Here is a 23,563-nt window from a genome sequence, read left to right as displayed (position 1 = left end):
TTGTGTCGATCATTCGCGCGGCTCGCCCCGCCCCGTCCCCCTCACGGGGTGCGGTAGACGGGTGTGCGCGGTGAACCGGCTGGTCCGCTGGCTACTGCGGTCACACTGGGGGCTCGCCCTCGTGGTCATCACCGCCAACTTCGTCGGCGTCGGCGCCATCTTCCTCATCTCCTGGGCCGGTGGCGTGTTCAGCCGGGTCGGCGACGATTGGCACGACGCGGCCTGGCTCATCGCGATCTACCCGGCCTTCGGGTTCACCGTCGGTATCGGCCTCGCGATCTACGACCGCCGAAAACACCTGCGCTGGCTCGACGAGGGACGCAAACCGACACCGGACGAAGCTCGCCAGCTGATCCGGCTGCCGGCCGCGATCACCGTGCGCGCCGTGGTGATCTGGCTGCCCGGCATCATCCTCACCGTGTGGCTGGTCGACCGGTTCACCGACTACCACAACACCATCGTGATCGGGGCGGGGTTCGTCCTCGGCGCCCTCGAATCGGCGGGCGTGATCTACCTGATCCTGGACCGGCTGATCCGCCCGACCGTCCCCATCGTCGCCGCCGTCCTCGGGCCCACCGTGCATCCGAGTGCCACGGTGCTGGTGCGCGTGCTCGTCACCTGGGCGGTGTCCGGTGCGCTGCCGGGGCTCATCGTCATCGTGGTGCTCAGCGACCACACCACCCCCGCCGCCGACCGGGTGCGGGCGGCGTGGATGTTCTCGATCGTCTCCGTGGCCGTCGGCGCGCTCGCCACCGCGCTGCTCGCACGCTCGGTCGCCACCCCCATGCGCGCCATGTACCGGGCGCTGGACCGGATCACCCGTGGGGAACTCGATGTGCGGGTGTCGGTCGGCAGCGCCAGCGAGATCGGGCGGCTCGAACACTCGGTGAACGAACTGGCCACCACCCTGCGCGAACAGGCGCACATGGAGGACGTGTTCGGCAAGCACGTCGGCTCGACAGTCGCCGAGCGCGCCCTGGCGGGCAGCGCCGACCTCACCGGTGACGTGCGAGTGGTCTCGGCGCTGTTCATCGACGTCACCGGTTCGGTGCGGCTGTCGGCCGAGATGGAGCCGGTGGAGTTCGTGCACAAGCTCAACCGTTTGCTGGCCACCGTGGTCGCGGCCACCGAGGACAACGGCGGCCTGGTCAACAAATTCCAGGGCGACGCCGCCCTGTGCATCTTCGGCGCGCCCTCGGCGCTGCGCGACAACGCCACCCCGGCCCTGCGCGCCGCCCGCCGCATCCGCGACGAAGTGGTGGCCACCGGGGAACTCGACATCGGTATCGGCGTGGCGAGGGGCAAGGTGTTCGCGGGCGACGTCGGCTCCGATACCCGCCTCGAGTTCACCGTCATCGGCGACGCCGTCAACGAGGCGGCCCGACTCACCACCGTCGCCAAGGAAGTGACGCGGCGGGTGCTGGTCAGCGATGACGTCGTGCAGGCGTCCGCACCCGCCGAACGCGCCAAATGGAAGCGGCACAAGGACCTTCGCCTGCGCGGCATCCCCGGGCGCACCCGGACCTGGACCGATATCCCACCGACCCGCTGATCGGCGGCACCTGCCGGCCGGCCCGCTGCGACTCGAATTCGCGTGTGCCACAAGGGCGCGGGGCGACGGTCCAGCCCACTCGCCGACAAGACCAGGCCGCTGCGACCGAGGCCCCTGTCAGGTGCGCAGAGCCAGAGTCAGGTCCGCGGGGTCGGTGACGGGGAGGTCGCAGATCGTGCCTCGGCAGACGTAGGCGGCGGGGTGGCCGTCGACGAGGGGGCGGTCGGTGAGCAGTGGGGCGGCGTCCGGGGGTGCGGCGAGCACGATCGAGCCGCCCGGTGCGGCCGTGCGGGCGGCGGCGAGGAGTTCCATTGTGGCCGAGGTCTTTTCGGTCGCGGCGATGGCCACCTGGAACGGGCCGCGGACGGCGGCTTCGGCGACGGCGAGCCAATGGCCCGCGGTGCGTGGGGCGCGATCGAGCAGGAGCGCGCCTCGGGCGAGGGTGTGCTCGGCCAGCTCGCGGTAGTGCACGGCGCGGTCGGGGCCGGCGACGGCCGAGGCGGTGAGCAGGGCCTCGGCGAGGGCGGAGGTGCCCGAGGGGGTGGCGCCGTCGATGGGGTCGCGGGGGCGGGTCACCAGGGTTTCGGCGTCGTCGGCGGTGTCGAACCAGCTGCCGGGACGGTCGGGGTCGGCGAAATGCTCGATCGCCGAGTCGAGGATCACCTGGGCGGCGGCGAGCCAATCGGGTTCGCCGGTGGCCTGGTACAGGGCGAGCAGGCCGGTGGTGAGCCAGGCGTAGTCCTCGAGCACAGCGGGTGGGGCGCCCGCGACACCGTCGAGAGAGGCGCGGCGCAGGCGTCCGTCGACGAGGTGCACGTCGAGCAGGAAACGCGCGCACCGCACGGCCGCCGCCACCCAGGACGGTTCCTCCAGTGCCGCACCGGCTTCCGCGAGCGCGGTGATGGCCATGCCGTTCCAGGCGGTGACCACTTTGTCGTCGCGCGCCGGTTGAGGACGCTCGGTGCGGACCTGGAACAGCTTGGCGCGCAACCGATCGAAACGAGCCGACTGTTCGGCGTCGACCGGGTCGCTGTGGCGGGTGAGCACGGAGGTGCCCTGTTCGAAATTGCCCGCCGTGGTGACACCGAACGCGTCGGCGGCCCACATGCCGTCGAGCGGGCCGAGTTCGCCGACCAGCTCGGCGGGCGTCCACACATAGGTGGCGCCCTCCACACCCGGGCCGCCCGGCTCGAGCTGGGTGTCGGCGTCGAGCGCGGAGGCGAAACCGCCCTCGGCGGTACCGAGGTCGGCGAGCAGGAATTCGACCGTCTCGCGGGAAACCCTGTGCGGCAGCGATTCCAGTGGGGTTCTCGGCGCGCGTCTGGCCAGGTGCGCATAGGTGCGCAGCAGCAGTGCGTTGTCGTAGAGCATCTTCTCGAAGTGCGGCACGAGCCAGTTCGCGTCGACCGCGTATCTGGCGAACCCGCCGCGCAACTGGTCGTAGATACCGCCGCGCGCCATCGCCTCCGCGGTGCGCTCCACCAGGTCGAACACGGCCTGGTCGCCGGTGCGTTCCCAGTGCCGCAGCAGACCCTCGAGCATCGCCGACGGCGGAAACTTCGGTGCCCCACCGAATCCGCCGTGTACTCGATCCTCGTCGGCGGCGACGGCGAGGACGGCCTTGTCGAGCAGCTCCGCGGTGAGGGCGATCTCGCCGTCGGGCAGGCCGGTCGCCTGCGCCCGCAGGGCCTCGGTGACCTGGTCGGCGGCCTTGTCCACCTCGTCGCGGCGGTTGCGCCACGTCTCGGTGATGGCCGTGAGCAACTGGGTGAACGACGGCATCCCGCCGCGTGGCTGCTTGGGGTAGTAGGTGCCGCAGTAGAACGGCGCACCGTCGGGGGTGAGGAAGCAGGTCATCGGCCACCCGCCCTGCCCCGTCATGGCGACGGTCGCGGTCATGTACACCGCGTCCAGGTCGGGGCGTTCCTCCCGGTCGACCTTCACGCACACGAAGTCGGCGTTCATCTGCTCGGCCGTCGCCGCGTCCTCGAACGACTCGTGCGCCATCACATGGCACCAGTGACACGACGCGTACCCGACCGAGAGCAGGATCGGCACATCCCGCTCGGCCGCCTCGGCCAGTGCATCGGCATCCCACTCCCGCCAATGCACCGGATTGTCGGCGTGCTGACGCAGATACGGCGAAGTCGCGCTACCCAACCGGTTCACGCTGCCAGCGTGCCACACGTGCCGAGACAGTGCCGACAACCATCAGCGGCGGGTTCCCATTGCGCGAACCGTCATGGTGGCCACGGCGACCAGCACGGCGGCCACCGCGACGAAAACGATCTGCGGCCGATCCGTCGTCGCGTCGCCGGCCAGCAGATACCCAGCGATATTGATCAGCCAGTGCCCGATCGAGGCGACCAGCACACGCTGGCCGAGACTCCCCGTGCCCAGATAGCCGAGCACCATCGCGAACGCCATCGTCGCCACGAAGAAGCAGCCCGCGACCACCGGCCCGGCCGTGAAGGCCTGGACATGCCACAGCGCCCACACCACCCCGGTCACCGCCACCGCCCAGAACCGGGCCATCCGAAATTCCAGCAGCGGCTGCATCACGCCACGCCACCCGATCTCCTCGCCGCCTGCCCCGACCAACTGCACCACGAGAAACACGACAAAGGGCACGCCTCCCACGGCGGCGGGCCCGACCGTGGCCGTCCCCGACACCACCGCCGCCGCCATAACCAGCGACCAATACCCGACACACACCACGACCATCGCCGCGACATTGCCCGCCAGCCGCCGCCCGGAGAGCGCAGCGGGATGCACCCCGGCGACGGTCCTGCGAAACATCAGCCATGTCACCAGCGCACCGACCGTAGGGGCGAACTGCACCAGCGACAGCACCGCGGGGGTGATTTTCGAAAGGGGTTGCATCGCAGGGAAGATCACCGAAGCGCCGAGAGTGGTCACCGCGTAGACACCGAGCGCGGCCCCTACCTTCGACCCGCTCGGCGAGCGCGTCACATCGGCTCGATTCGGGGAGATGACGTCGTCGGTGCAAGGCACACGACCACCGTGCCCGCCATAACCCGGCCACACATCACTCCACAGTCCGGTCGAATTGTTGTACCGCAGCGGTATTGACAACTATTCGGCTGCGGCACCAGGCCGTGTCAACAGGTCACTCCTCCTTCGGCTGTGGGCGACGCTTGGCTTCGATGCTGGTGAGCAATGCGGACAGTTCCGTGACCACGGGCTCGTGTCGGGAGAGACGGGCGATCGACGACCGCAACACCGTCGCCGCGAGGTCCGCTCGCGCGGCGGCCAGATGTTGCTGAGCCAGGAACAGGGACGCCATGCCCGCTACTGCGTGATAGCCGGCGGAATGCAGGGTCTCCTGCGCACGCACCGTCTGTTCGAGTGCCGCGGCGGTGTGCCCACGCGCGAAGAGCACATGCGCGGCGGCCAGGTCGAGACGCGCGGCATGGTCGGGGTCGGTGGCCTCGACCGCCCGTGCGCGCTCCAGGGCCACCTCCGCCGCGTCCACCGCGCCGGCCCGCACGTGGGCTATCACCTCCTTCATCCGAAGAGTGCGCAGCACGCGCGGGGTCTGCGGCACCTCTGCGCTCAGCTCCGCCGCCGCGCGGAAGTCGGTGGCTGCCGCGCCCGGGCGGCCGAGCCGCAGGAGCAGTTCGCCCGCCTGGCTGTGCGCGTACAGCGCGCTGGGGCGTCGATCGGCGGCCAGCGCCTCGTCCACGAGGGTGTGGTATTCGCTGACGGCACCATCGAGGCGGCCGAGTTCGCGTAACGAGTCAGCCAGGACGCTGCGACCGGTCACCATCGTGGCGGCATCATGGAGCGGACCGTTTCGGCGGGCACGATCGGCCCACGCGCACACGTATTCGCTGTGCCGGTTGGCTTGTTCCCAGTCGCCCATCGCGGCGCACACTTCGGCGAGCTTCACCCAGTCGGCCCGCTTCGACATGCCATGAATATCGAGCGCGTCGTGTTCATATGCGGCGAAGGATAATTCGACGAGCGCCTCCTTGTCGCGCCCAGCGCTGTGCAACGTCTCACCGCGCAGCCGCCGCAACCCAGCGATCACCAGTCGTCCGGCATGCGGCGGTAACGCAGCCTCGCACCGGTCGAGACTCTCGAGCAACGCCGGCCAGTCCTTGGTTCTACCGAAGAAATCGCCGAGCTTGTTCAGTACCTCCCTGGCACGGAAATCAGCGCCACCCGCAGCCAGCGCGCAGACCGCGGCAATGTACTCGGCGGCAACCGATTGCGCGCCGTCATCGCGCCACTTCCGCATACCGGCCAATTGATAGCGCGCCTCTCCGAGCAGCCGCGGATCGCCGATCACCTCCGCGCGGCGAACGACGTCCTCGAGCAGCGGATACCCGCTGCCATCGCGCTCGAGCTGGAACTGCAACGCGGCCATGATCACCTCCGCGTGACCGATGGATACCGGATCAGCTCGGTCGCGAAGCCGTTCCAACGGCGCGGACAGCTCCTCCAGTGCCTCGGCCCAACGCTTTTCGACTCGCAACCGGTTGGCCGCGACCACCAGGCACAGGTCGCCGCGCAGGAGTTCGCCCGCCGCCGTGAACGCCGCGGCGGCTTCGCGGAGCCGAGGTAGGGTCGTGGCGTCACCGGCGCGGCGCGCCTTCAGTTCGAGGATGCCCGCGGCGACGGCCGCGTCGGTCGACTCCCCGACCAACTCGACGTATTCATCCGCCTCGTGCACGAACCCCCGCTCGAAAAGCCAGCGCGCGGCGTGCACGGCGACGTCGGGTGGGCACCCGATCGGCGACACCCGGTGCAGGACCGGTCGCGCGCCGGGCCGCAACGGCAGGAATTCGAGGATCGGAGCGGCCGACAGTCTGCGCGTGACCTGCTCGGTCTGCCACCTCGTTCCATTGCGCGCGTCGAACTTCGCGGCCAGTGCCAGCGCCTCGGTGCGCAGCTCGAAATACCTTTCCGACAGCGTTTTCGTCGGGTGTTTCTTGCCTGCGCAACCACGGCACGGTACGGCCTCGGGTCCGCGACCGAGGCTCACCAGGCGCCCGAGGGCCACCGCGCTGCTGGTCGCGAATTCCATTCGGCCGTACGGACGGCTCAACGTCGTGAAGTGGCACATGCGCCGCTGGTAGCGATCGAAAGCTTCCTCCTCGTTGCCTGTCAGCGCGAGGAATTCGATGATCTTGCTCGGGTACTCGTAACGCCACGGGCCGCCGTCGTCGAACCCACGATCCATGCGCTGGAATATCTCGGCGACCCGTTCCGGAGGCAACCGGGTGGCCCAGAATGGGAGCATGTGCGCTTCGATCGGCGCGGATGTCACGGCGAAGGTCAGCCGGCCGTCGAGCACCGGCTCGGCGAGGGCGAGCGCCCGCTCGATCGAGGCGGGGTCACCGCGATGAACCAGCCGTTCGATCTCGTTCTCGAAGTCCCACATGTCGTTCGGTCGTGGACCACCGGCCAGGTGCCATTGCCGATAGGCGTTCTCCTCGGCGACCCAATCGCCGCGCACGAAAGCCAACCACCGTTCGGCCGTGTGCAATCCAGCCAGGCTGTGCCCGTGCGCGGCGAACCGGCGACGCATATCGGCATGCAGCCCGGTTACCTGCTCGACGCTGATCTCGGGATACTCCGCCATGGTGGTCACCGTGCGCACGTACCACGAGCGCAGCGAGTACTCCTCGTGTGGGCCGAAATCCGCCGGGCGGCTGTCGAAGTCGGCCAGGCACCGGGCGAACAACGGAAAACCCTTCTCCCACTGCCCCGATACGCAATGACGATCGGCGAGGTCACGCCGCGCACGGAAGGCCAATCGGTGGTAGCCGCCCGCTTCGGCGTGCGCGATGATCTCCGTCAATTCGTCCAATGCGGCCTGATGCCAGCCCGAATCCAGCGCGCGATAGCGGGTTTGCAGTTCAGCTTCGCTATAGCTCATCGGATCGCGTCCTGTCCACGCATCGCCCACTGCAGCAGGCCGCTGAACGAGCGATTCATCAGCGCACTCTCAGTGGCTCCGAGCGGATGTCTGCCCTGCAGCAACGCCTGCGCGAACAACGACTCGATCGCGAGGCCGATCAATCGGGGGTCGGTGAGCGCGAGCAGTGTCATCACGATGGGATTGCGCAGATTCAGAACCAGTTGGTGGGTACCGTCGGGTGGATCGGCCGGTTCGACAACCGCCAGGACATCGGCCCACAGACCGTCGGTCCGTGCCCTCGTCTCGCCGCGCTCCCGCGAGCGATATACCTCCCGGTCAGCAAGGAACAGCGCGGGAAGTTGCGCCGGATCGAAGGATTTGGCGACGGGAACACAGTCCAGCGGTGCGAGAGTTCGACGCGCATGACCGAGGATGTACGCCACGCGCGGATCGTCCTCGGGCGCCGCGTCGAACCGGGTGGCGAGCTCGGCGGGATCGAGACCGCGGACGACGAGTGCCGGGTCGAGATTGGTCAGCCGGTTCATGAGTGCCGCGTCGTAGGTGTAACCGCCATTGATCAGGCCGATGCCCTGAGCGGCGGCGACGGAGGCCAATTCGCGGAATTCGTCGGCGGTGGTGGTGTATCGGACAACCGGACTGCGGCGACAGAACTCCGCCAGCGTCAGCGGTCCCCAACCAGTCTCCATCGGCCACCAGTCGAAGACCAACCGCAACATCGCGTCGTCGTGCAGGGCAAGGGCTTTCACGCCGAGATGGTGGACGGAGAGGAAGGCGTGCAGCGTGGCCGGGTCGGTCACCGACAACGTCACCAGCCAGTCACGGATCCGGCTGTCGAGGGCGCGACGGGTGGCGTCGAGCAGGTCGTCGGCGTACAGGGATTCGCGACTGGCGGTCGGACGCAGTTCGGCGGTGTCGACGACGCAGCGCGCAAAAAATGCCCACTCCGGCAACAGGTCGGCCACCTCGTCACCGAGCAGCATTCGCCGCAGATAGACACGATGTCCGCCGCGCCCAGCGGGATTGGCGGACATCGGCAGGATAAATGCCACGCCTGTCAGCCCGACCTCGGCCACCGCGAGGTCGAGGCAGTCCAGCGGCCGGAAGCCGAAGGTCTGTTCGGCGTAGTCGTACAGCGCCGCCGTTCGCTCGGCGGCCGTAGGGTAAGGAACCTGCCACGGCAACGTCCCAGTGCTCACCGGTGTACCGGCGACCGCCATTGGAACAGGAACCAGCCCACCGAATTTCCGCGCGAGCTCGAGGACGGTCGCGTACTCGAACCAGCGGCCGTGGTCGGGCCGCGGTGAAAGCACCACGGTGGTACCGGGTTCCGGGCGTTCGACCGCCGCGCGGGTGACGGAGTACTGGCCCGAGGACCGGCCGAGCCATTCGAGCGTCGGTCCACCGCGTGCCGACCTGGTCAGCACCCGCACGTGATCGGAGACCAGGAAGCACGACAGCAGTCCGATACCGAACTGGCCGAGGAACTCCTGACGGGTGAACCCGAGCTCGTCGCGCTTGGAGCTGTTGCCGATGGTGACGAGGAAGGTGTGCACCTCGTCTTCGGTCAGCCCGATGCCGTTGTCGTGGATCCGTAGGGTGCCGTCACCGGTGTGCTCGATCGTCTCGATGTCGATCCGGCCCGGCCACTGCGGGTGGAGCCCCTGCCGAGCCGCGATCGCGTCGACACCGTTCTGCAGCACCTCCCGCAGAAACACCTGCGGACTCGAATAGAGGTGATGGCTGAGCAGATCGACGATGCCACGCAGATCTACCTGGAATGACCGTTCCACTGTGAATGCCCCCCGGCAGGTCGTTGATTCTGACCCGATCATTCTGCCGGTCGGCTGCCGCCCCGCCTACTCGACCGCCGCCGAAGCCCGACGCGACCGACGGACAGTGGTTGGGCCGATCCCTGGCACCACCCCGAAACGGCTGTTGGGCGGGGCATAGGTGGGGCATTATTGGGGGCGAAGACCCTGATAGCGACCGAACAGGAACCCCATGCCACCGCAGCTGACGCTCTCCGCGCAGCGGGCTGCGCTGGAGCGGGAGTGGGCGCAGTGGGTGCCCGCGGGGGAATCGGCGCTCGGGCGGAGTTCCGGGGTGCGGGCCGAGGTGGCGCAGTCGTGGTTGCGGTCGTTGCGGACGGTCGATCCGGGGCGCGATTGCGCGCCCGAGAGCGAGACCGATATCGGGCCGAAGTGGGCCGAATCGCCGCTGCGTGGGCCGCTGAGCGAGTTGAAGGACCAGTTGCACAGCGTGGCCGACGACGCGGGGTACGTGGCGGCGGTGACCGATGCTTCGGGGACGATTCTGTGGACCTACGGCGGGCCGGTCATGCGGCGGCGGGCCGAGCAGGTGAACTTCGCGCCGGGCGGGCGGTGGGACGAGGCGCACATGGGGACGAACGCGCTGTCGCTGGCGTTGCGCACCGATCGACCGCACACCGTGTTCTCGGCCGAACATCTGGTCGCCGCCCTGCACGGCTGGGTCTGCTACTGCGCGCCGATCCGCGCCGCCGACGGCACACTGCTCGGCGTGCTCGACCTGTCGACCACCTGGAAGCGCTCCCACCCGCTGGCCATGGCCACGGTGCGCACCATGACCAGTGCCATCGAGGCCAAACTGCACGCGGCCACACCGGCACCAGCTGGCATGCGGCTGACCTGCCTCGGCACGGGCCGGTTGCTGCGCGACGGCACTCCGATCCGGTTGCGCCCACGTCAGCTGGAGATCCTCACCCTGCTCGCGCTCAGCGACGACGGCTACAGCCACGAACGCCTGCACTACGCCGTCTACGGTGACCGCGCGGTCGGCGCGAGCACCCTGAAATCGGAGATGTCGTATCTGCGCCGCGCCACCGGCGGCGACATCACCAACCGCGTCTACCGCTTCACCACTCCCCTGTCCTGCGACGCGCTCGACGTGCTGCGTGCCCTGGAATCCGGCGACCTGGACACCGCCGTCCGGCTGTATCACGGTCCGCTGCTACCGGATTCGGAAACCCCCGGCATCACCGAATGGCGCGACTACCTCGCCGTCGCCATGCGCAACGCGGTCCTGGCCAGCCCCGATCCCCACCACGCCCTCACCTATGGTGAAGCGGCCCCCGACGACATCGCCGTCCACGAACACGCCCTCGCCCTGCTCCCCGCCCGCGACGCCCGCCGAGCCGTAGCCACCGCTCGTCTGCACAGCGCGCAGAGGGCATAGCGCACCGCAGCGCAAGAGGCAATTTTCCGGGCCGGGAACACCCACCCCGCGTGCCATGGATCTTTCTCTCAACGTTTCATCAACCCTCGGGGTGGATAGTGATGGGCGTCACGCACAACCGGAACCAGCGAGGAGTTTCCGCACATGATCTACGCCAAGCCGGGCGCCGAGGGCAGCATCGTCAGCTACGCCCCCAGGTACGACAACTTCATCGACGGCAAGTGGGTTCCGCCGGTCGAAGGCCGGTACTTCGAGAACACCTCCCCGGTGGACGGTCAGCCGTTCTGCGAGATCGCCCGTTCCACCGCCGCCGATATCGAGTTGGCTCTCGATGCCGCGCACCGTGCCGCCGACGCCTGGGGTGCCACCTCCGCCGCCGAGCGCGCCAATATCCTCAACAAGATCGCCGACCGCATCGAGTCGAATCTCGAGGCCCTCGCTGTCGCCGAGACCTGGGACAACGGCAAACCGGTTCGCGAAACCCTCGCCGCCGACCTGCCGCTGGCGGTGGACCACTTCCGCTACTTCGCCGGGGTGCTGCGCGCGCAGGAGGGCGGGATCAGCGAGGTCGACGGTGACACCATCGCCTACCACTTCCACGAGCCGCTCGGCGTTGTCGCCCAGATCATTCCGTGGAACTTCCCGATCCTGATGGCCACCTGGAAGCTGGCGCCCGCGCTGGCCGCCGGTAACGCGGTGGTGCTCAAGCCCGCCGAGCAGACACCGGCCTCGATCATGAAGGTCGTGGAGCTGGTGGCGGACCTGCTGCCGCCGGGGGTTCTCAACGTGGTCAACGGCTTCGGTGTGGAGGCGGGCAAACCGCTCGCGTCGAGCCCGCGGGTGGCGAAGGTGGCGTTCACCGGCGAGACCACCACCGGCCGCCTCATCATGCAGTACGCCAGCGAGAACATCATTCCGGTCACCTTGGAGCTGGGTGGCAAGAGCCCCAACGTCTTCCTGCCCGATGTGATGGCGGCCGACGACGACTTCCTCGACAAGGCCGTCGAGGGTTTCGTGATGTTCGCGCTGAACCAGGGCGAGGTGTGCACCTGTCCGTCGCGCGCGCTGATCGCGTCGTCGATCTACGACGAGTTCATGCAGCGCTGCGTGGAGCGCACCAAGGCCATCGTCAGCGGCAACCCGCTCGACGAGGCGACCATGATCGGCGCGCAGGCCAGCAACGACCAGTTCGAGAAGATCCTGTCCTACATCGACATCGGTAAGAAGGAGGGCGCCGAGGTACTCACCGGTGGCGCGGTCCGCGCTGTCGACGGGCTGGACGGCGGCTTCTACATCGAGCCGACGATCTTCAAGGGCAGCAACGACATGCGCGTGTTCCAGGAGGAGATCTTCGGCCCGGTCGTCGCGGTGACCACCTTCGACTCCACCGACGAGGCGCTGAAGATCGCCAACGACACCCTCTACGGCCTCGGCGCCGGCGTGTGGACGCGGGACATGAACACCGCCTACCGGCTGGGCCGCGGGATCAAGGCGGGTCGGGTGTGGACCAACTGCTACCACGCCTACCCGGCGCACGCGGCGTTCGGCGGCTACAAGAAGTCCGGCATCGGCCGCGAGAACCACAAGATGATGCTCGAGCACTATCAGCAGACCAAGAACCTGCTGGTGAGCTACTCGCCGCAGAAGCTCGGCTTCTTCTGATGGTGCGCCGCGTCGACCTCACCGACAAGGCGGCGACGCTGCTCCGGGACCTGACCGGGCTGCACGGCCCGGTCATGTTCCACCAGTCCGGCGGCTGCTGCGACGGCAGTTCCCCCATGTGCTACCCACGCGGTGAATTCCGCGTGGGCCGCTCGGACGTGCTGCTGGGATATCTGCCCGGTGACATCCCGTTCTGGATGAGTGCGGACCAGTTCGAGTACTGGAAACACACCCATCTCACCGTCGACGTGGTGCCGGGCCGGGGCAGCGGTTTCTCGCTGGAAGCCCCCGAGGGCGTGCGGTTCCTGATCCGTTCACGCCTGCTCACCGACGAGGAGGTGGCCGAACTGGATTCCCAGCCGCCGCCACCCACCGGTGACACCGTTTCACCGTAATGTGAAACACCAACTATCACACTGTTTTCGCAGGTCGGCGGCGCGCGATACGCGCCGCTGATCTGTGGGATCCACGGCCGTAACAGTCGTCAACCATTCTTCAACCCTCGACGATCATCGTTGCCGTCGCTACGCGCTTGCTTGTTGATGAGGAGCTTTACCTGTGAGTACCGACGCCGTTCCCGCGCCAACCGCCGACCCACCCGCCGACGGTTACCTCGCCAAACGCACCGCCCAACCACCCGTCGACGACTATCTGGCCAAACGCACTCTCCGGTCCGGCACCGCGGGCTGGGTGCTGCTGGCCGGTCTCGGCGTGAGTTACGTGATCTCCGGCGACTATTCCGGCTGGAACTTCGGCCTGGCCGAAGGTGGCTTCGGTGGCCTGCTGATCGCCTCGGTGATCATCGCCGGCATGTACCTGGCGATGGTCCTCGGCATGGCCGAGCTGTCCTCGGCGCTGCCCGCCGCGGGCGGTGGCTACACCTTCGCCCGGCGCGCACTCGGGCCCTGGGGTGGATTCGCCACGGGCACAGCAGTTCTCATCGAGTACGCGATCGCGCCCGCCGCCATCGCCACCTTCATCGGCGCCTATGTGGAATCGCTCAACCTGTTCGGGATCACCGACGGCTGGTGGGTGTACCTGGCGGTGTACGCGCTGTTCATCGGCATTCATCTCGGTGGCGCCGGTGAGGCGCTCAAGGCGATGTTCGTGATCACCGCGATCGCACTGGTCGGCCTGGTCGTGTTCGCGATCGCGGCGGTCGGCCGGTTCGATGCCGCCAACCTGACCGACATCGCGCCCGACGCGGCGGCCACCGGCTCCTCGGCGTTCCTCCCGTTCGGTTACCTGGGGATCTGGGCGGCGATCCCGTTCGCCATCTGGTTCTTCCTCGCCGTCGAAGGCGTGCCGCTGGCCGCCGAGGAGGCCCGCGAACCGGAGAAGAACGTGCCGAAGGGCATCATCGTGGCGATGCTGATGCTGATGGTCACCGGCGCGGTGGTGCTGTTCCTGGTGACCGGTGCGCTCGGCGCCCAAGACGCCTCCGCCTCGGGCAACCCGCTGGTCGAGGCGCTCGGGGACAGCCCGGCGGCGAAGGTCGTCAACTACATCGGCCTGGCCGGACTCGTTGCCAGCTTCTTCTCCATCGTCTACGCGTACTCGCGCCAGACCTTCGCGCTCTCCCGCGCCGGATACCTGCCCACCAGCCTGTCGGTGACCAACTCCCGCAAGGCGCCGGTGCTCGCGCTCGTCGTGCCCGGCATCATCGGCTTCGCCCTCTCCCTCACCGGCGAGGGAGCCATGCTGCTCAACATGGCCGTGTTCGGCGCGGCCGTGAGCTACGTGCTGATGATGGTGAGCCACATCGTGCTCCGTGTCCGTGAGCCGAACATGCCCCGCCCCTACCGGACCCCCGGCGGCATCGCCACCACGTCGTTCGCGCTGGTGATCGCGGCCGCCTCGGTGGCGGCGACCTTCCTGGTCGACCCGAAGGCGGCGCTGTTCACCCTCGGCGTGTTCTGCGCCTTCATGGCCTACTTCGGCCTCTACAGCCGCCACCACCTGGTCGCCAAGTCGCCCGACGAGGAATTCGCGGCACTGGCCGAAGCCGAGCAAGAGCTGGAATAGATCCACCGTCCGCGGCACCCGGCAGCGATCGCATGCTGCCGGGTGCCGCCCGACCCCGATCCGCGAAAAGGAGGCTGCACCCGATGACCGTGTATCGCAGCTCTGTCGGCGCCACGACCTATATCTTCGACGGCCTGATCGATCTGCTGGCCAAGGCCACTCCCGAGCGCAGTGGCGATCAACTGGCCGGCTGTGCCGCGGCAACCGATGCCGAACGAGCGGCGGCGCAGTGGGCGCTGGCCGAGGTGTCGCTGACCACCTTCCTCGACGAGGTAGTCGTTCCGTATGAGACCGACGAGGTCACCCGGCTGATCATCGACAGCCACGACCGCACCGCCTTCGCCCCGATCGCGCACCTCACGGTCGGCGGGCTGCGCGACTGGTTGCTCGCCGTCGCCGCCACCGACGACGCCGCGGACACGCTGGCCGCCGTCGCGCCCGGGCTGACCCCGGAAATGGTGGCGGCGGTCAGCAAGATCATGCGGAACCAGGATCTGATCGCGGTCGCCAAGGCGGCCGTGGTGACCGCCGGATTCCGCACCACCATCGGTCTGCCGGGCCGATTGAGTACGCGTCTGCAACCCAACCATCCGACCGACGATCCGCGCGGGATCGCGGCCGCGACCCTCGACGGCCTCCTGCTCGGCTGCGGTGACGCCGTGATCGGCATCAATCCCGCCACCGATTCCCCGCAGGCCACCTCGGATCTGCTGCACCTGCTCGACGAAGTGCGCGTGCGTTTCGACATCCCGACCCAGTCGTGTGTGCTCTCCCACGTGACCACCACCATCGGCCTGATCGAGGCGGGCGCACCGGTGGACCTGGTGTTCCAGTCGGTGGCGGGCACCGAGGGCGCCAATGCCGGTTTCGGCGTGAATCTTTCGCTGCTGCGTGAGGGCAACGAGGCCGGCCGCTCCCTCGGACGCGGCACCGTCGGCGACAACGTGATGTATCTGGAGACCGGCCAGGGTTCGGCGTTGAGCGCGAACGCCCATCTCGGCGTGGGCGATCGACCCGTGGACCAGCAGACGCTGGAAACCCGCGCCTACGCCGTGGCGCGCGACCTGCGTCCGCTGCTGGTGAACACGGTGGTCGGATTCATCGGGCCCGAATACCTCTACGACGGCAAACAGATCATCCGGGCCGGATTGGAGGACCACTTCTGTGGCAAACTGCTCGGCCTGCCGATGGGTGTCGACGTCTGCTACACCAATCACGCCGAGGCCGACCAGGACGACATGGACACCCTGCTCACGCTGCTGGGCGCGGCAGGCTGCGCCTTCGTCATCGCGGTGCCCGGCGCCGACGACGTGATGCTCGGATACCAGAGCCTGGCCTTCCACGACGCCCTGTACGCGCGCCAGGTGCTGGATCTGCGTCCCGCGCCCGAATTCGAGGCGTGGCTGGCCGGACTCGGCATGCTCGACGCCAAGGGCCGGATCCGGCAGGTGGAACCGCTGTCCTCGCCGCTGCGAGCCCTGGCGGCGAATCGATGAAACCCACCGCCACGAAACCAGTTCTGCGCATCGTGCGATCGACCCCCGACCCGAGAGGACACGCAGTGGGCGAACCGACACCGGACCAGCGCGCGGCGGTGGCCCAGGAGTTCTGGCGTGAGCTGCGGCGCAGCACCCAGGCCAGGATCGGGTTGGGCCGCACCGGTGACGCGTTGCCGACCACCGATGTTCTCGCGCTGCGGGCCGCGCACGCCGTCGCCCGCGACGCGGTGCACGTCCCGCTGGCGACGGACGAATTCGCCGCCCGGATCGCGAGCGTGGGCTTGGGCGATCCCGTGACGGTGCGCAGCCGGGCGGGCGATCGTGCCGAGTACCTGCGCCGACCCGATCTCGGGCGGCTGCCCGCCGACCTGTCCGCCGTCGAGAACACCGGCGCGGACATCGGTTTCGTGCTCGCCGACGGCTTGTCCTCGCGCGCGCTGACCGACCACGGCGCCGGGCTCTTGACCGCGCTGGCCGAGGAACTGTCCGATCGCTACACCCTGGCCACACCGGTGATCGCCACCCAGGCCCGGGTGGCGCTGGGCGACCACATCGCCGAGGCCATGGGGGTGCGCACCGTCCTGGTGATCATCGGCGAGCGCCCCGGCCTGTCCGTCGCCGACAGCCTCGGCGTGTACCTGACGCATCTGCCGCGCCCCGGCCGTGCCGACGCCGAGCGCAACTGCATCTCCAATATCCACCCACCCGACGGCCTCACCTACGCCGACGCCGCCCGTGTGGTCGCGACTCTGGTCGCGGGCGCGCGTGCGCTCGGCCGCTCCGGCGTCGACCTCAAGGACACCTCACGTGCCGACAGTCTCGGCGCCGACATCTCGACCACCGCTGCGGCGCTGGAGAACCAGGACCACTGACATGAAGAAGATCTCCGCCCTCGCGGCGGTGGCGATGACGGCTGCCCTGATGGCCTCGACCGCCTGCGGAACCGACGAACCACGCTCGGCGTCCGAGGGCTGTTCGACCCTCGACGCGGGCCAGGTCTGGTACGGGAACAACCGGGAGCGCGTCGCCCGGTTCATCGAGGAGACCGGCCGGTGCGGTGCCGCCGATGCCGGTGCGGCGCCGCTGGCGCTGTTCGATTGGGACAACACGGTCGTGAAGAACGATGTCGGTGTCGCCACGTTCTACTGGATGCTGGCCAACGACAAGGTCTTACAGCCACTCGACCGGAACTGGACCACCGTCGGCGCGCATCTGACCTCCGACGCCGCGAACGCCCTCGCCGCGGCATGTGGTACCGCCGAACCGAACACCCCGCTGCCCACCGCCACGAACACGGCCTGCGCCGACGAACTGGTCGCGGTAGCCGACAGCGGAAAGACCACTTCGGGCAAAGCCGCCTTCGGCGAGTACGACCACCGCCGCACCGAACCCGGCTACGCCTTCGTGGTCCAGCTGATGCGTGGCTACACCGAGGCGCAGATCACCGACTTCGCCCGGGCAGCCCGTGCCCAGAACCTCGCCGCGCCCGAAGGTACCAAGCAGACCATCGGCACCACGAAGGTGGACGGCTGGGTGCGCTACTACCCCCAGATGACCGACCTGACCCGGGTGTTGCGGGACAACGGTTTCGACGTGCGCATCATCTCGGCCTCGGCCGAACCGGTGGTCAAGGTCTGGGCCGAGGAACTGGACATCCCCGGTGACCGGGTGATGGGCGTTCCCCTGCTGGCCGACAACGGGGTCTACACCGGGCACTTGCCCGGCTGCGGCGATGGGGGGATCGATCAGGTGATCACCTACATCGACGGCAAGCGGTGCCGGATCAACGAGCAGGTGTTCGGCGTCCGGGGCGCGGCGGCCTTCCAACAGCAGCCCGCCGACCGGCGCGCCGTCTTCGCCGCCGGCGATTCCGACACCGACGTGGTGTTCCTCGGCGACGCGACCGGCCTGCGCCTGGTCATCAACCGCAACAAGACCGAATTGATGTGCAACGCCTACGGCTCGGATGACGGCAAGTGGGTGGTGAACCCGATGTTCCTCGGCCCCAAGCCGAGAAAGTCCGAGCCCTACCCGTGCGCGACAGCCGGTTTCATCACTTCGTCGGGGGCGGGCGCGCCGTTGCGCCGGGCGGACGGCAGCGTGATCCCGGACCAGCAAGACCTCGTTTTCGGGTGAGCGTCGGGTGGGCCCCGAACCCCGGGCCCACCCGTTGCCGTGCTGTCGCCGCGACGTCGATGTGCTGTCGCACAGTGCTTCTGCCCGTCATGCGCGGGACGAATAACACCATTGTTGGACATATTTCGTTCATCACGCGTCCCTGGACGCGTCATGCGCCGTGCCTAACGTCGCGTCCCTGCCGCGCACCGCGCGAATTCCCCGCAATCGATACCCCCGCGCATCCCGCGCAGAAGGACCAGCATGGACCGTCGCAAATTCCTGTCCTCGGCCGCCACCATCGGCGGAGCCGCCGCCGCGTTCTCGCTGTTGCCCCCGAGCATCATGCGAGCACTCGCCGCGCCGGCCCCCACCGGTGGGCTCGAAGTCGTGCAACACGTGGTGATCTTCATGCAGGAGAATCGCTCCTTCGATCACTACTTCGGCGCCTCGAAAGGCGTGCGCGGGTTCGCGGACCCGAATGCGATCCAGCTGCAGGTCAACGGGAAGTCGGTGTTCCATCAGCCGGACGGTTCCGGTGGCTTCGTGTTGCCCTATAAGACCGACAGCCACAAACTGGCGGGCACGCCGCACTATTGGAACGACGGACATCAGGCGTGGAACAAGGGAAAATGGGACAACTGGGTTCCGGCCAAGGGCGCACACACCATGTGCCACTACAACCGCAACGACATCCCCTTCTACTACCAGCTGGCCGACGCCTTCACCGTCTGCGACGCCTATCACAGCTCGGTGATCGGTTCGACGTCACCGAACCGCAGCTATCACATCAGCGGAATGATCGGCAACGAGCCGGACGGCACTCGGGCGATCGGCAACGCCGCGTACTCCGAGGACACCCATTCCGGCTACACGTGGACGACCTACCCCGAACGATTACAAGCTGCGGGCGTGTCGTGGCGGGTCTTCCAGGAGTGGGACAACTTCCAGAACAACAACGTCGAGTTCTTCGCCACGTTCAAGGCGGTCGCGCGCAAGGTCGTCGGGCCGCTCGGCTTCCAGAGCATGAATTCGTTCTACGGGAAGGTTCGCGGTGCCACGAGCGCGGAGCGGACCACGTTGCTCAACGCCATGAAGGCCGAAGTGGCCAAGCTCTCCACCGCTGATCGCGCGCTGTTCGACCGCGGCCTCGACCGGGTCGACGCCGGTCAGGTCGCCGCCAGTTTCCGCGCCGCGGTCACCGCGGGCGCCCTGCCGAAGGTCTCGTGGATTCTGGCACCGACGAGCCAATGCGAGCACCCGGCGTCGGACGGACCGAGCACCGGCTCGGAACTGGTCTGGCAGGTTCTCGATGCCCTCGCCTCCAACGAATCCGTCTGGAACAAGACGGTCTTCCTGCTCAATTACGACGAGAACGACGGTTACTTCGACCACGTCCCCCCACCGATTCCGCCTGCCTCGGAAACCAGCGAGTACGTCAACGGGGTGCCGATCGGTCTCGGCGCGCGGGTCCCGATGACCGTCGTCTCACCGTGGAGCCGCGGCGGCAACGTGTGCTCGCAGCTCTTCGACCACACCTCGGTCCTGCAGTTCCTCGAGCGGGTCACCGGCGTCGAGGAAACCAATATCAGCAACTGGCGACGATCGGTCTGCGGTGACCTCACCGCCGCACTCGACACCACGACCGCCAACGCCTACCCGACGTTCGCGCGGCCCACCCCCACCGCCGGTAGCGGGCCGACGAAACCCGCACCACCGCAACCACAAGCGTTGCCCGCGCAGGAATCCGGCACCAAACCCGCACGGCCACTTCCCTATCAGGCCGATGCCGATGCCACCCAGCACAAAGACCTCGGCAAGGTCCGGTTCACGATGCGCAACGGCGGCACGAAGACTACGCACTACGCCGTGTTCGTCAACGCGAAGCGCACCGACGGGCCGTGGCACTTCGATGTCGCCCCTGGGCGGTCGGTGACCGACGACTTCGACGTGATCACCTACGGCGGCGGACAATACGACCTCACCTGCTACGGCCCCAACGGCTTCGCCCGCCGCGCTGCGGGCAACCTCGGCGGTCCCGCCGCCACCGTCGACGTGACCTCCCAGGTAGCGGCCGACGAGGACGGTGTCCTCTGGCTGACGTTCAGCAACAAGGGAACCACCGCGGTCACTTTCACCGTGAAAGCCAATCGCTACCGCACCGACGGTCCGTGGACGTACAAGGTCGACCCGGGCGCGCAGACCCGCGACATCTTCCATGCCGGTTGGTACGGGAAACGCTGGTACGACCTGACCGCCACGGTGAGCAGCGACCCCACCTTCGTGCGGGAATTCCGGGGCCACATCGAAACCGGGAAAGCCGGCGTCACCGGGTGACGGACGGCGTCGCACCCGCGGGCCGGGGCGGGTGCGACGCTCCTCACCGACGGTTCGCTGTGAATCGGACCCGATCGCTCCATAGAGTGAAACCTATGATCCGCACCGCCGCCCTCGCCCATGTTCGCGACCGCAGGCTGATCCAGACGCGCCCGGAAGGCAAGGACGTCTTCTACATGGCGGGCGGCAAGATCGATCCCGGCGAGACCCCTTTACAAGCTCTCCATCGCGAGATCGAGGAGGAGCTCGGCGTGGGTCTGGACGGGGTGTCCGAACTCGGCGTCTTCGAGGCCGAAGCGTTCGGTCACGGCCGCAACACCCCGCTGCACATGACGTGTTTCCTGGCCGATCTCACCGGCGAACCGCAGGCCACCGGGGAAATCGCCGAATTCCGGTACTTCACGGTCAGCGAATACGCAGGCATGACCCAGGTCGCGCCCGGTTCGATGATGGTGTTCCGCCGCCTGCACGAACTCGACCTCATCGACTGGTGATCGCCGCGGCAACGATTGCGTCTCAGGCGAAACGAACCCGCCACCTGCGGCGATCCCTTAGCTGTGACGATGACCCAGCCGACGACTTCCGACATGACACCGTCCGAGCGCCGGGCTGCTCTGCGGCAGCTGATCATCGCGTTCGGATTGATCAACAAGGCCATCGAGCTCAGTGCGAGCGGCGCGCCACGGCAGGTGGCCGAACACGCCGAGGCCGCCCGCGATCTGATCGGTGAACTGGTGGCCGATCTGGCCCGCTAGGGCGCCGGTTTCGGCGGCGCCGCGCCGTCGCCGGTCTCCGGGATCGCGCCCGGGTCGGTGCCGTCGTCGGCCTTCTGATCGGGCTCGGGATGTTCGGGTTCGAACGTCTCCGGCAGGCCCTTGAGGTGTTTGTTCATCGAACGAACCAGCAGGACGGTGCCCGCCAGCAGGATCAACACGATCAGCAGGCCGAGCGGGGAGGCCTTGCCGAACTCCGGGCCGGTCGGGGTGCCGGGGTCTTGTGCGAGGAGAGCCAGAATCACCGGTCGGCGTCCTCGATACCGGCGAACAGGTCGGTCTCCGGGATGGCGGTGGATACTCTGGTCTTGGCCAATTCGAACTCCTCGGTCGGCCACAGCCGCTGCTGCATCTCCAACGGGATCGCGAAGAACGCGCCGTTGGGATCGATCTGGGTCGCGTGCGCGCGCAGGGCGTCGTCACGCTGGGGGAAGTATTTCGAGCACTCGATCTGCGTGGTGACCCGGGCCATGATGTCGCCGCGCGCCGCCGCGTACTGACGCATCCGGTCCAGCCATTCCTGCAGCGGGAACGGCTTGCCCTCACGCTCGAACTCGGCGGCGAAGGTTTCCAGCCGCTTCTGGCTGAAGCCGTGGTCGTAGTACAGCTTCAGCGGGGTCCACGGTTCGCCCGCGTCGGGGAACGCCTCCGGGTCGCCCGCCGCGTCGAACGCGGCCACCGACACCTCGTGGCAGCGGATGTGGTCGGGGTGCGGGTAGCCACCGGTCTCGTCGTAGGTGGTGATCACGTGCGGTTTGAACTCGCGCACCACCTTCACCAATGCCTCGGTGGCCTCCTCGAGCGGGACCAGCGCGAAGCAACCCTCGGGCAGCGGCGGCAGCGGGTCGCCCTCGGGCAGACCGGAGTCGACGAAACCGAGCCACTGCTGGCGCACACCGAGCGCATGGGCGGCCGCGGCCATCTCCTCGCGCCGGATCTCCTCGATCCGGTCGAGGACACCCGGGGTGTCCATGGCCGGGTTCAGGATGCTGCCGCGTTCGCCACCGGTCAGGGTGACGACCAGGACGTCGACGCCCTCGGCCGCGTACCTGGCCGTGGTCGCGGCGCCCTTGCTCGATTCGTCGTCGGGGTGGGCGTGCACCGCCATGAGGCGAAGGCCACTCACGTCTCGTTCACCATCGCTCTCGCTCGCGGGTGTCAGAACTACAGTCCCTATAGTTCCATCCGACCCCACTTTTGTTCCGACCACCCCCGGGAGCGAGAACCGATGACCGAGCCCGCACCGCACTCCGCCGCGAGCTCGGCCGCCTCAGCAGCGCGACACGCCGAACGGTATGGCACAAAACCACCGGTGCGTCGCCCCTGGGTGCTCGCTTTGCTCGGTGTCGGCGTTGTGGTCGCCGGCTTCGTCGTCGCTTATCTCGGTTTCCAGAAGTACGGCCCGAAGCCGATCGAGACCGAGCAGCTCGGTTACGTGGTCGTCGACGACTCGACGCTGGAGATGCGGGTGAAGGTGACCCGCGACGAGCCGCGCAACGCCGTGGTGTGCTTCGTGCGGGCAATGGACCGTGACGGCGCCGAAGTGGGCAGGCGCGAGATCCTCGTGCCCGGCTCGGAGGCGACCAGCGTGCAGGTGAGCACCACGGTCAAGGCGTCCAGCCGCCCCTCGGCGGGCGACATCTACGGCTGCACCGAGGACGTGCCCAGCTATCTCCGGCTGCGCTGACACCGCGCGATCGGCCCTGACCTGCATCTTTGTGAGACATGCTAAAATAGCTGGATACACGGTTCCGGGGCTCGGAGCCGTGTTTGCTGCATTGGCGGCCAGCGATGCTGTTTCCGGGTTACGGGTTCACCCCCAGGATCGCTCCAGCCGTCGGGCTGGTGCATGTCCTCCTACCGGGGGCGTGGCGCCGGTTTCAGGGAATCCCGGTGCGCCGGGAACAACTACTAGGGAGTGATCGAGATGACCGAGAATGTGACCTGGCTTACCCAGGAGTCGCACGACAGGCTCAAGAGTGAGCTGGACTCGCTCATTGCCAATCGTCCGGTCATTGCCGCCGAGATCAACGAGCGTCGCGAAGAAGGCGACCTCAAGGAGAACGGTGGCTACCACGCCGCGCGTGAGGAGCAGGGTCAGCAGGAGGCGCGTATCCGCCAGCTGCAGGAACTGCTCAACAACGCCAAGGTCGGCGTGGCACCCACCAAGTCCGGTGTGGCACTGCCCGGTTCGGTCGTCACCGTCTACTACGACGGCGACGAGAGCGACACCGAGACCTTCCTGATCGCCACCCGCGAAGAGGGCCTCGGCGCCACCGATCTCGAGACCTACTCGCCGAACTCCCCGCTCGGCGGCGCGCTGATCGACGCCAAGGTGGGCGAGACCCGCGAATACACGCTGCCCAACGGCAACACCATGAAGGTGACCCTGGTCAGCGCGGAGCCCTACCACGGCTGAACACGGCCGCCTCGAGCCCCGTGAAATAGAACCCGAACGCAAGCGGCCGCACCCGGA

Annotated in this window: 19 protein-coding genes; 13 read left to right on the top strand and 6 right to left on the bottom strand. The window is 68.0% G+C overall.

The genetic code is table 11. The features are described 5' to 3' along the window. The first annotated feature begins 70 nt into the window (after positions 1-70). Positions 71-1,552, top strand: a complete 1,482-nt coding sequence (locus AB0I35_RS19780; protein WP_357397537.1) for an adenylate/guanylate cyclase domain-containing protein — start codon at positions 71-73, stop codon at positions 1,550-1,552. 117 nt (positions 1,553-1,669) lie between these two features. Here AB0I35_RS19780 and AB0I35_RS19775 read toward each other — a convergent pair whose 3' ends face one another. The 4 genes from AB0I35_RS19775 to AB0I35_RS19760 form a co-directional block, all read right to left on the bottom strand. After that, positions 1,670-3,721 (bottom strand): thioredoxin domain-containing protein, encoded by a 2,052-nt coding sequence (locus AB0I35_RS19775; RefSeq protein WP_357397536.1) that lies wholly within the window; start codon positions 3,719-3,721, stop codon positions 1,670-1,672. A gap of 42 nt (positions 3,722-3,763) precedes the next feature. After that, positions 3,764-4,567: a type II CAAX endopeptidase family protein gene (locus tag AB0I35_RS19770; protein WP_357397535.1), complete on the bottom strand. Its 804-nt coding sequence runs from the start codon at positions 4,565-4,567 to the stop codon at positions 3,764-3,766. A gap of 115 nt (positions 4,568-4,682) precedes the next feature. Next, positions 4,683-7,460 carry a hypothetical protein gene (locus tag AB0I35_RS19765; protein ID WP_357397534.1) on the bottom strand — a complete coding sequence of 926 codons (2,778 nt, stop codon included), beginning with the start codon at positions 7,458-7,460 and terminating at the stop codon, positions 4,683-4,685. Beyond that, positions 7,457-9,253 (bottom strand): HSP90 family protein, encoded by a 1,797-nt coding sequence (locus AB0I35_RS19760; RefSeq protein WP_357397533.1) that lies wholly within the window; start codon positions 9,251-9,253, stop codon positions 7,457-7,459. Before AB0I35_RS19760 ends, AB0I35_RS19765 begins: the two co-directional genes overlap by 4 nt. A 211-nt stretch (positions 9,254-9,464) precedes the next feature. Here AB0I35_RS19760 and AB0I35_RS19755 point away from each other — a divergent pair, with 211 nt between their 5' ends. From AB0I35_RS19755 to AB0I35_RS19710, 10 genes are all read left to right on the top strand, one after another. Then, positions 9,465-10,676 carry a transcriptional regulator gene (locus AB0I35_RS19755; RefSeq protein WP_357397532.1) on the top strand — a complete coding sequence of 404 codons (1,212 nt, stop codon included), beginning with the start codon at positions 9,465-9,467 and terminating at the stop codon, positions 10,674-10,676. A gap of 144 nt (positions 10,677-10,820) precedes the next feature. Beyond that, entirely contained in the window at positions 10,821-12,338 is a 1,518-nt protein-coding gene (gene adh, locus AB0I35_RS19750; protein WP_357397531.1) for an aldehyde dehydrogenase, read from the top strand. Beyond that, a complete protein-coding gene (locus AB0I35_RS19745; protein ID WP_067637832.1) occupies positions 12,338-12,733 on the top strand; it encodes a DUF779 domain-containing protein in 396 nt (131 codons plus the stop codon). Before adh ends, AB0I35_RS19745 begins: the two co-directional genes overlap by 1 nt. Positions 12,734-12,989: 256 nt before the next feature. Then, the gene (gene eat / locus AB0I35_RS19740; RefSeq protein WP_357397640.1) at positions 12,990-14,363 is read left to right on the top strand and encodes an ethanolamine permease; all 1,374 of its coding nucleotides are present in this window, start codon (positions 12,990-12,992) and stop codon (positions 14,361-14,363) included. Positions 14,364-14,446: 83 nt separating this feature from the next. Beyond that, complete coding sequence (locus AB0I35_RS19735) at positions 14,447-15,859, top strand: ethanolamine ammonia-lyase subunit EutB (RefSeq protein WP_357397529.1); 1,413 nt, start codon at positions 14,447-14,449, stop codon at positions 15,857-15,859. 98 nt (positions 15,860-15,957) lie between these two features. Continuing rightward, positions 15,958-16,734: an ethanolamine ammonia-lyase subunit EutC gene (eutC, locus tag AB0I35_RS19730; RefSeq protein WP_357397639.1), complete on the top strand. Its 777-nt coding sequence runs from the start codon at positions 15,958-15,960 to the stop codon at positions 16,732-16,734. Between the two features lies 1 nt (position 16,735). Further along, positions 16,736-17,998 (top strand): haloacid dehalogenase-like hydrolase, encoded by a 1,263-nt coding sequence (locus tag AB0I35_RS19725; RefSeq protein ID WP_357397528.1) that lies wholly within the window; start codon positions 16,736-16,738, stop codon positions 17,996-17,998. Positions 17,999-18,241: 243 nt separating this feature from the next. Beyond that, a complete protein-coding gene (locus AB0I35_RS19720; protein WP_357397527.1) occupies positions 18,242-20,314 on the top strand; it encodes a phosphocholine-specific phospholipase C in 2,073 nt (690 codons plus the stop codon). A gap of 95 nt (positions 20,315-20,409) precedes the next feature. Next, positions 20,410-20,808 (top strand): NUDIX domain-containing protein, encoded by a 399-nt coding sequence (locus AB0I35_RS19715; protein WP_357397525.1) that lies wholly within the window; start codon positions 20,410-20,412, stop codon positions 20,806-20,808. A 69-nt stretch (positions 20,809-20,877) separates the two neighbouring features. Beyond that, entirely contained in the window at positions 20,878-21,069 is a 192-nt protein-coding gene (locus AB0I35_RS19710) for a hypothetical protein (protein WP_357397524.1), read from the top strand. On the opposite strand, the gene AB0I35_RS19705 is transcribed toward AB0I35_RS19710, so the two are convergent. Together AB0I35_RS19705 and mca are read right to left on the bottom strand one after the other, a co-directional pair. After that, positions 21,066-21,332 carry a hypothetical protein gene (locus AB0I35_RS19705; protein WP_357397523.1) on the bottom strand — a complete coding sequence of 89 codons (267 nt, stop codon included), beginning with the start codon at positions 21,330-21,332 and terminating at the stop codon, positions 21,066-21,068. The genes AB0I35_RS19710 and AB0I35_RS19705 overlap by 4 nt on opposite strands. Then, positions 21,329-22,195 carry a mycothiol conjugate amidase Mca gene (mca, locus tag AB0I35_RS19700; RefSeq protein ID WP_133733926.1) on the bottom strand — a complete coding sequence of 289 codons (867 nt, stop codon included), beginning with the start codon at positions 22,193-22,195 and terminating at the stop codon, positions 21,329-21,331. Before mca ends, AB0I35_RS19705 begins: the two co-directional genes overlap by 4 nt. A gap of 120 nt (positions 22,196-22,315) precedes the next feature. Here mca and AB0I35_RS19695 point away from each other — a divergent pair, with 120 nt between their 5' ends. Together AB0I35_RS19695 and greA are read left to right on the top strand one after the other, a co-directional pair. Continuing rightward, positions 22,316-22,774 carry a DUF4307 domain-containing protein gene (locus tag AB0I35_RS19695; RefSeq protein WP_357397521.1) on the top strand — a complete coding sequence of 153 codons (459 nt, stop codon included), beginning with the start codon at positions 22,316-22,318 and terminating at the stop codon, positions 22,772-22,774. 240 nt (positions 22,775-23,014) lie between these two features. Next, positions 23,015-23,506 (top strand): transcription elongation factor GreA, encoded by a 492-nt coding sequence (gene greA, locus AB0I35_RS19690; protein ID WP_067485978.1) that lies wholly within the window; start codon positions 23,015-23,017, stop codon positions 23,504-23,506. The last annotated feature ends 57 nt before the right edge of the window (positions 23,507-23,563 follow it).

Source organism: Nocardia sp. NPDC050378 (genome assembly GCF_040655675.1).
GTDB lineage: Bacteria > Actinomycetota > Actinomycetes > Mycobacteriales > Mycobacteriaceae > Nocardia > Nocardia coubleae.
The sequence above is the reverse complement of the archived record's forward strand: the minus strand, read 5'-3'. Positions and strand labels throughout refer to the sequence as shown.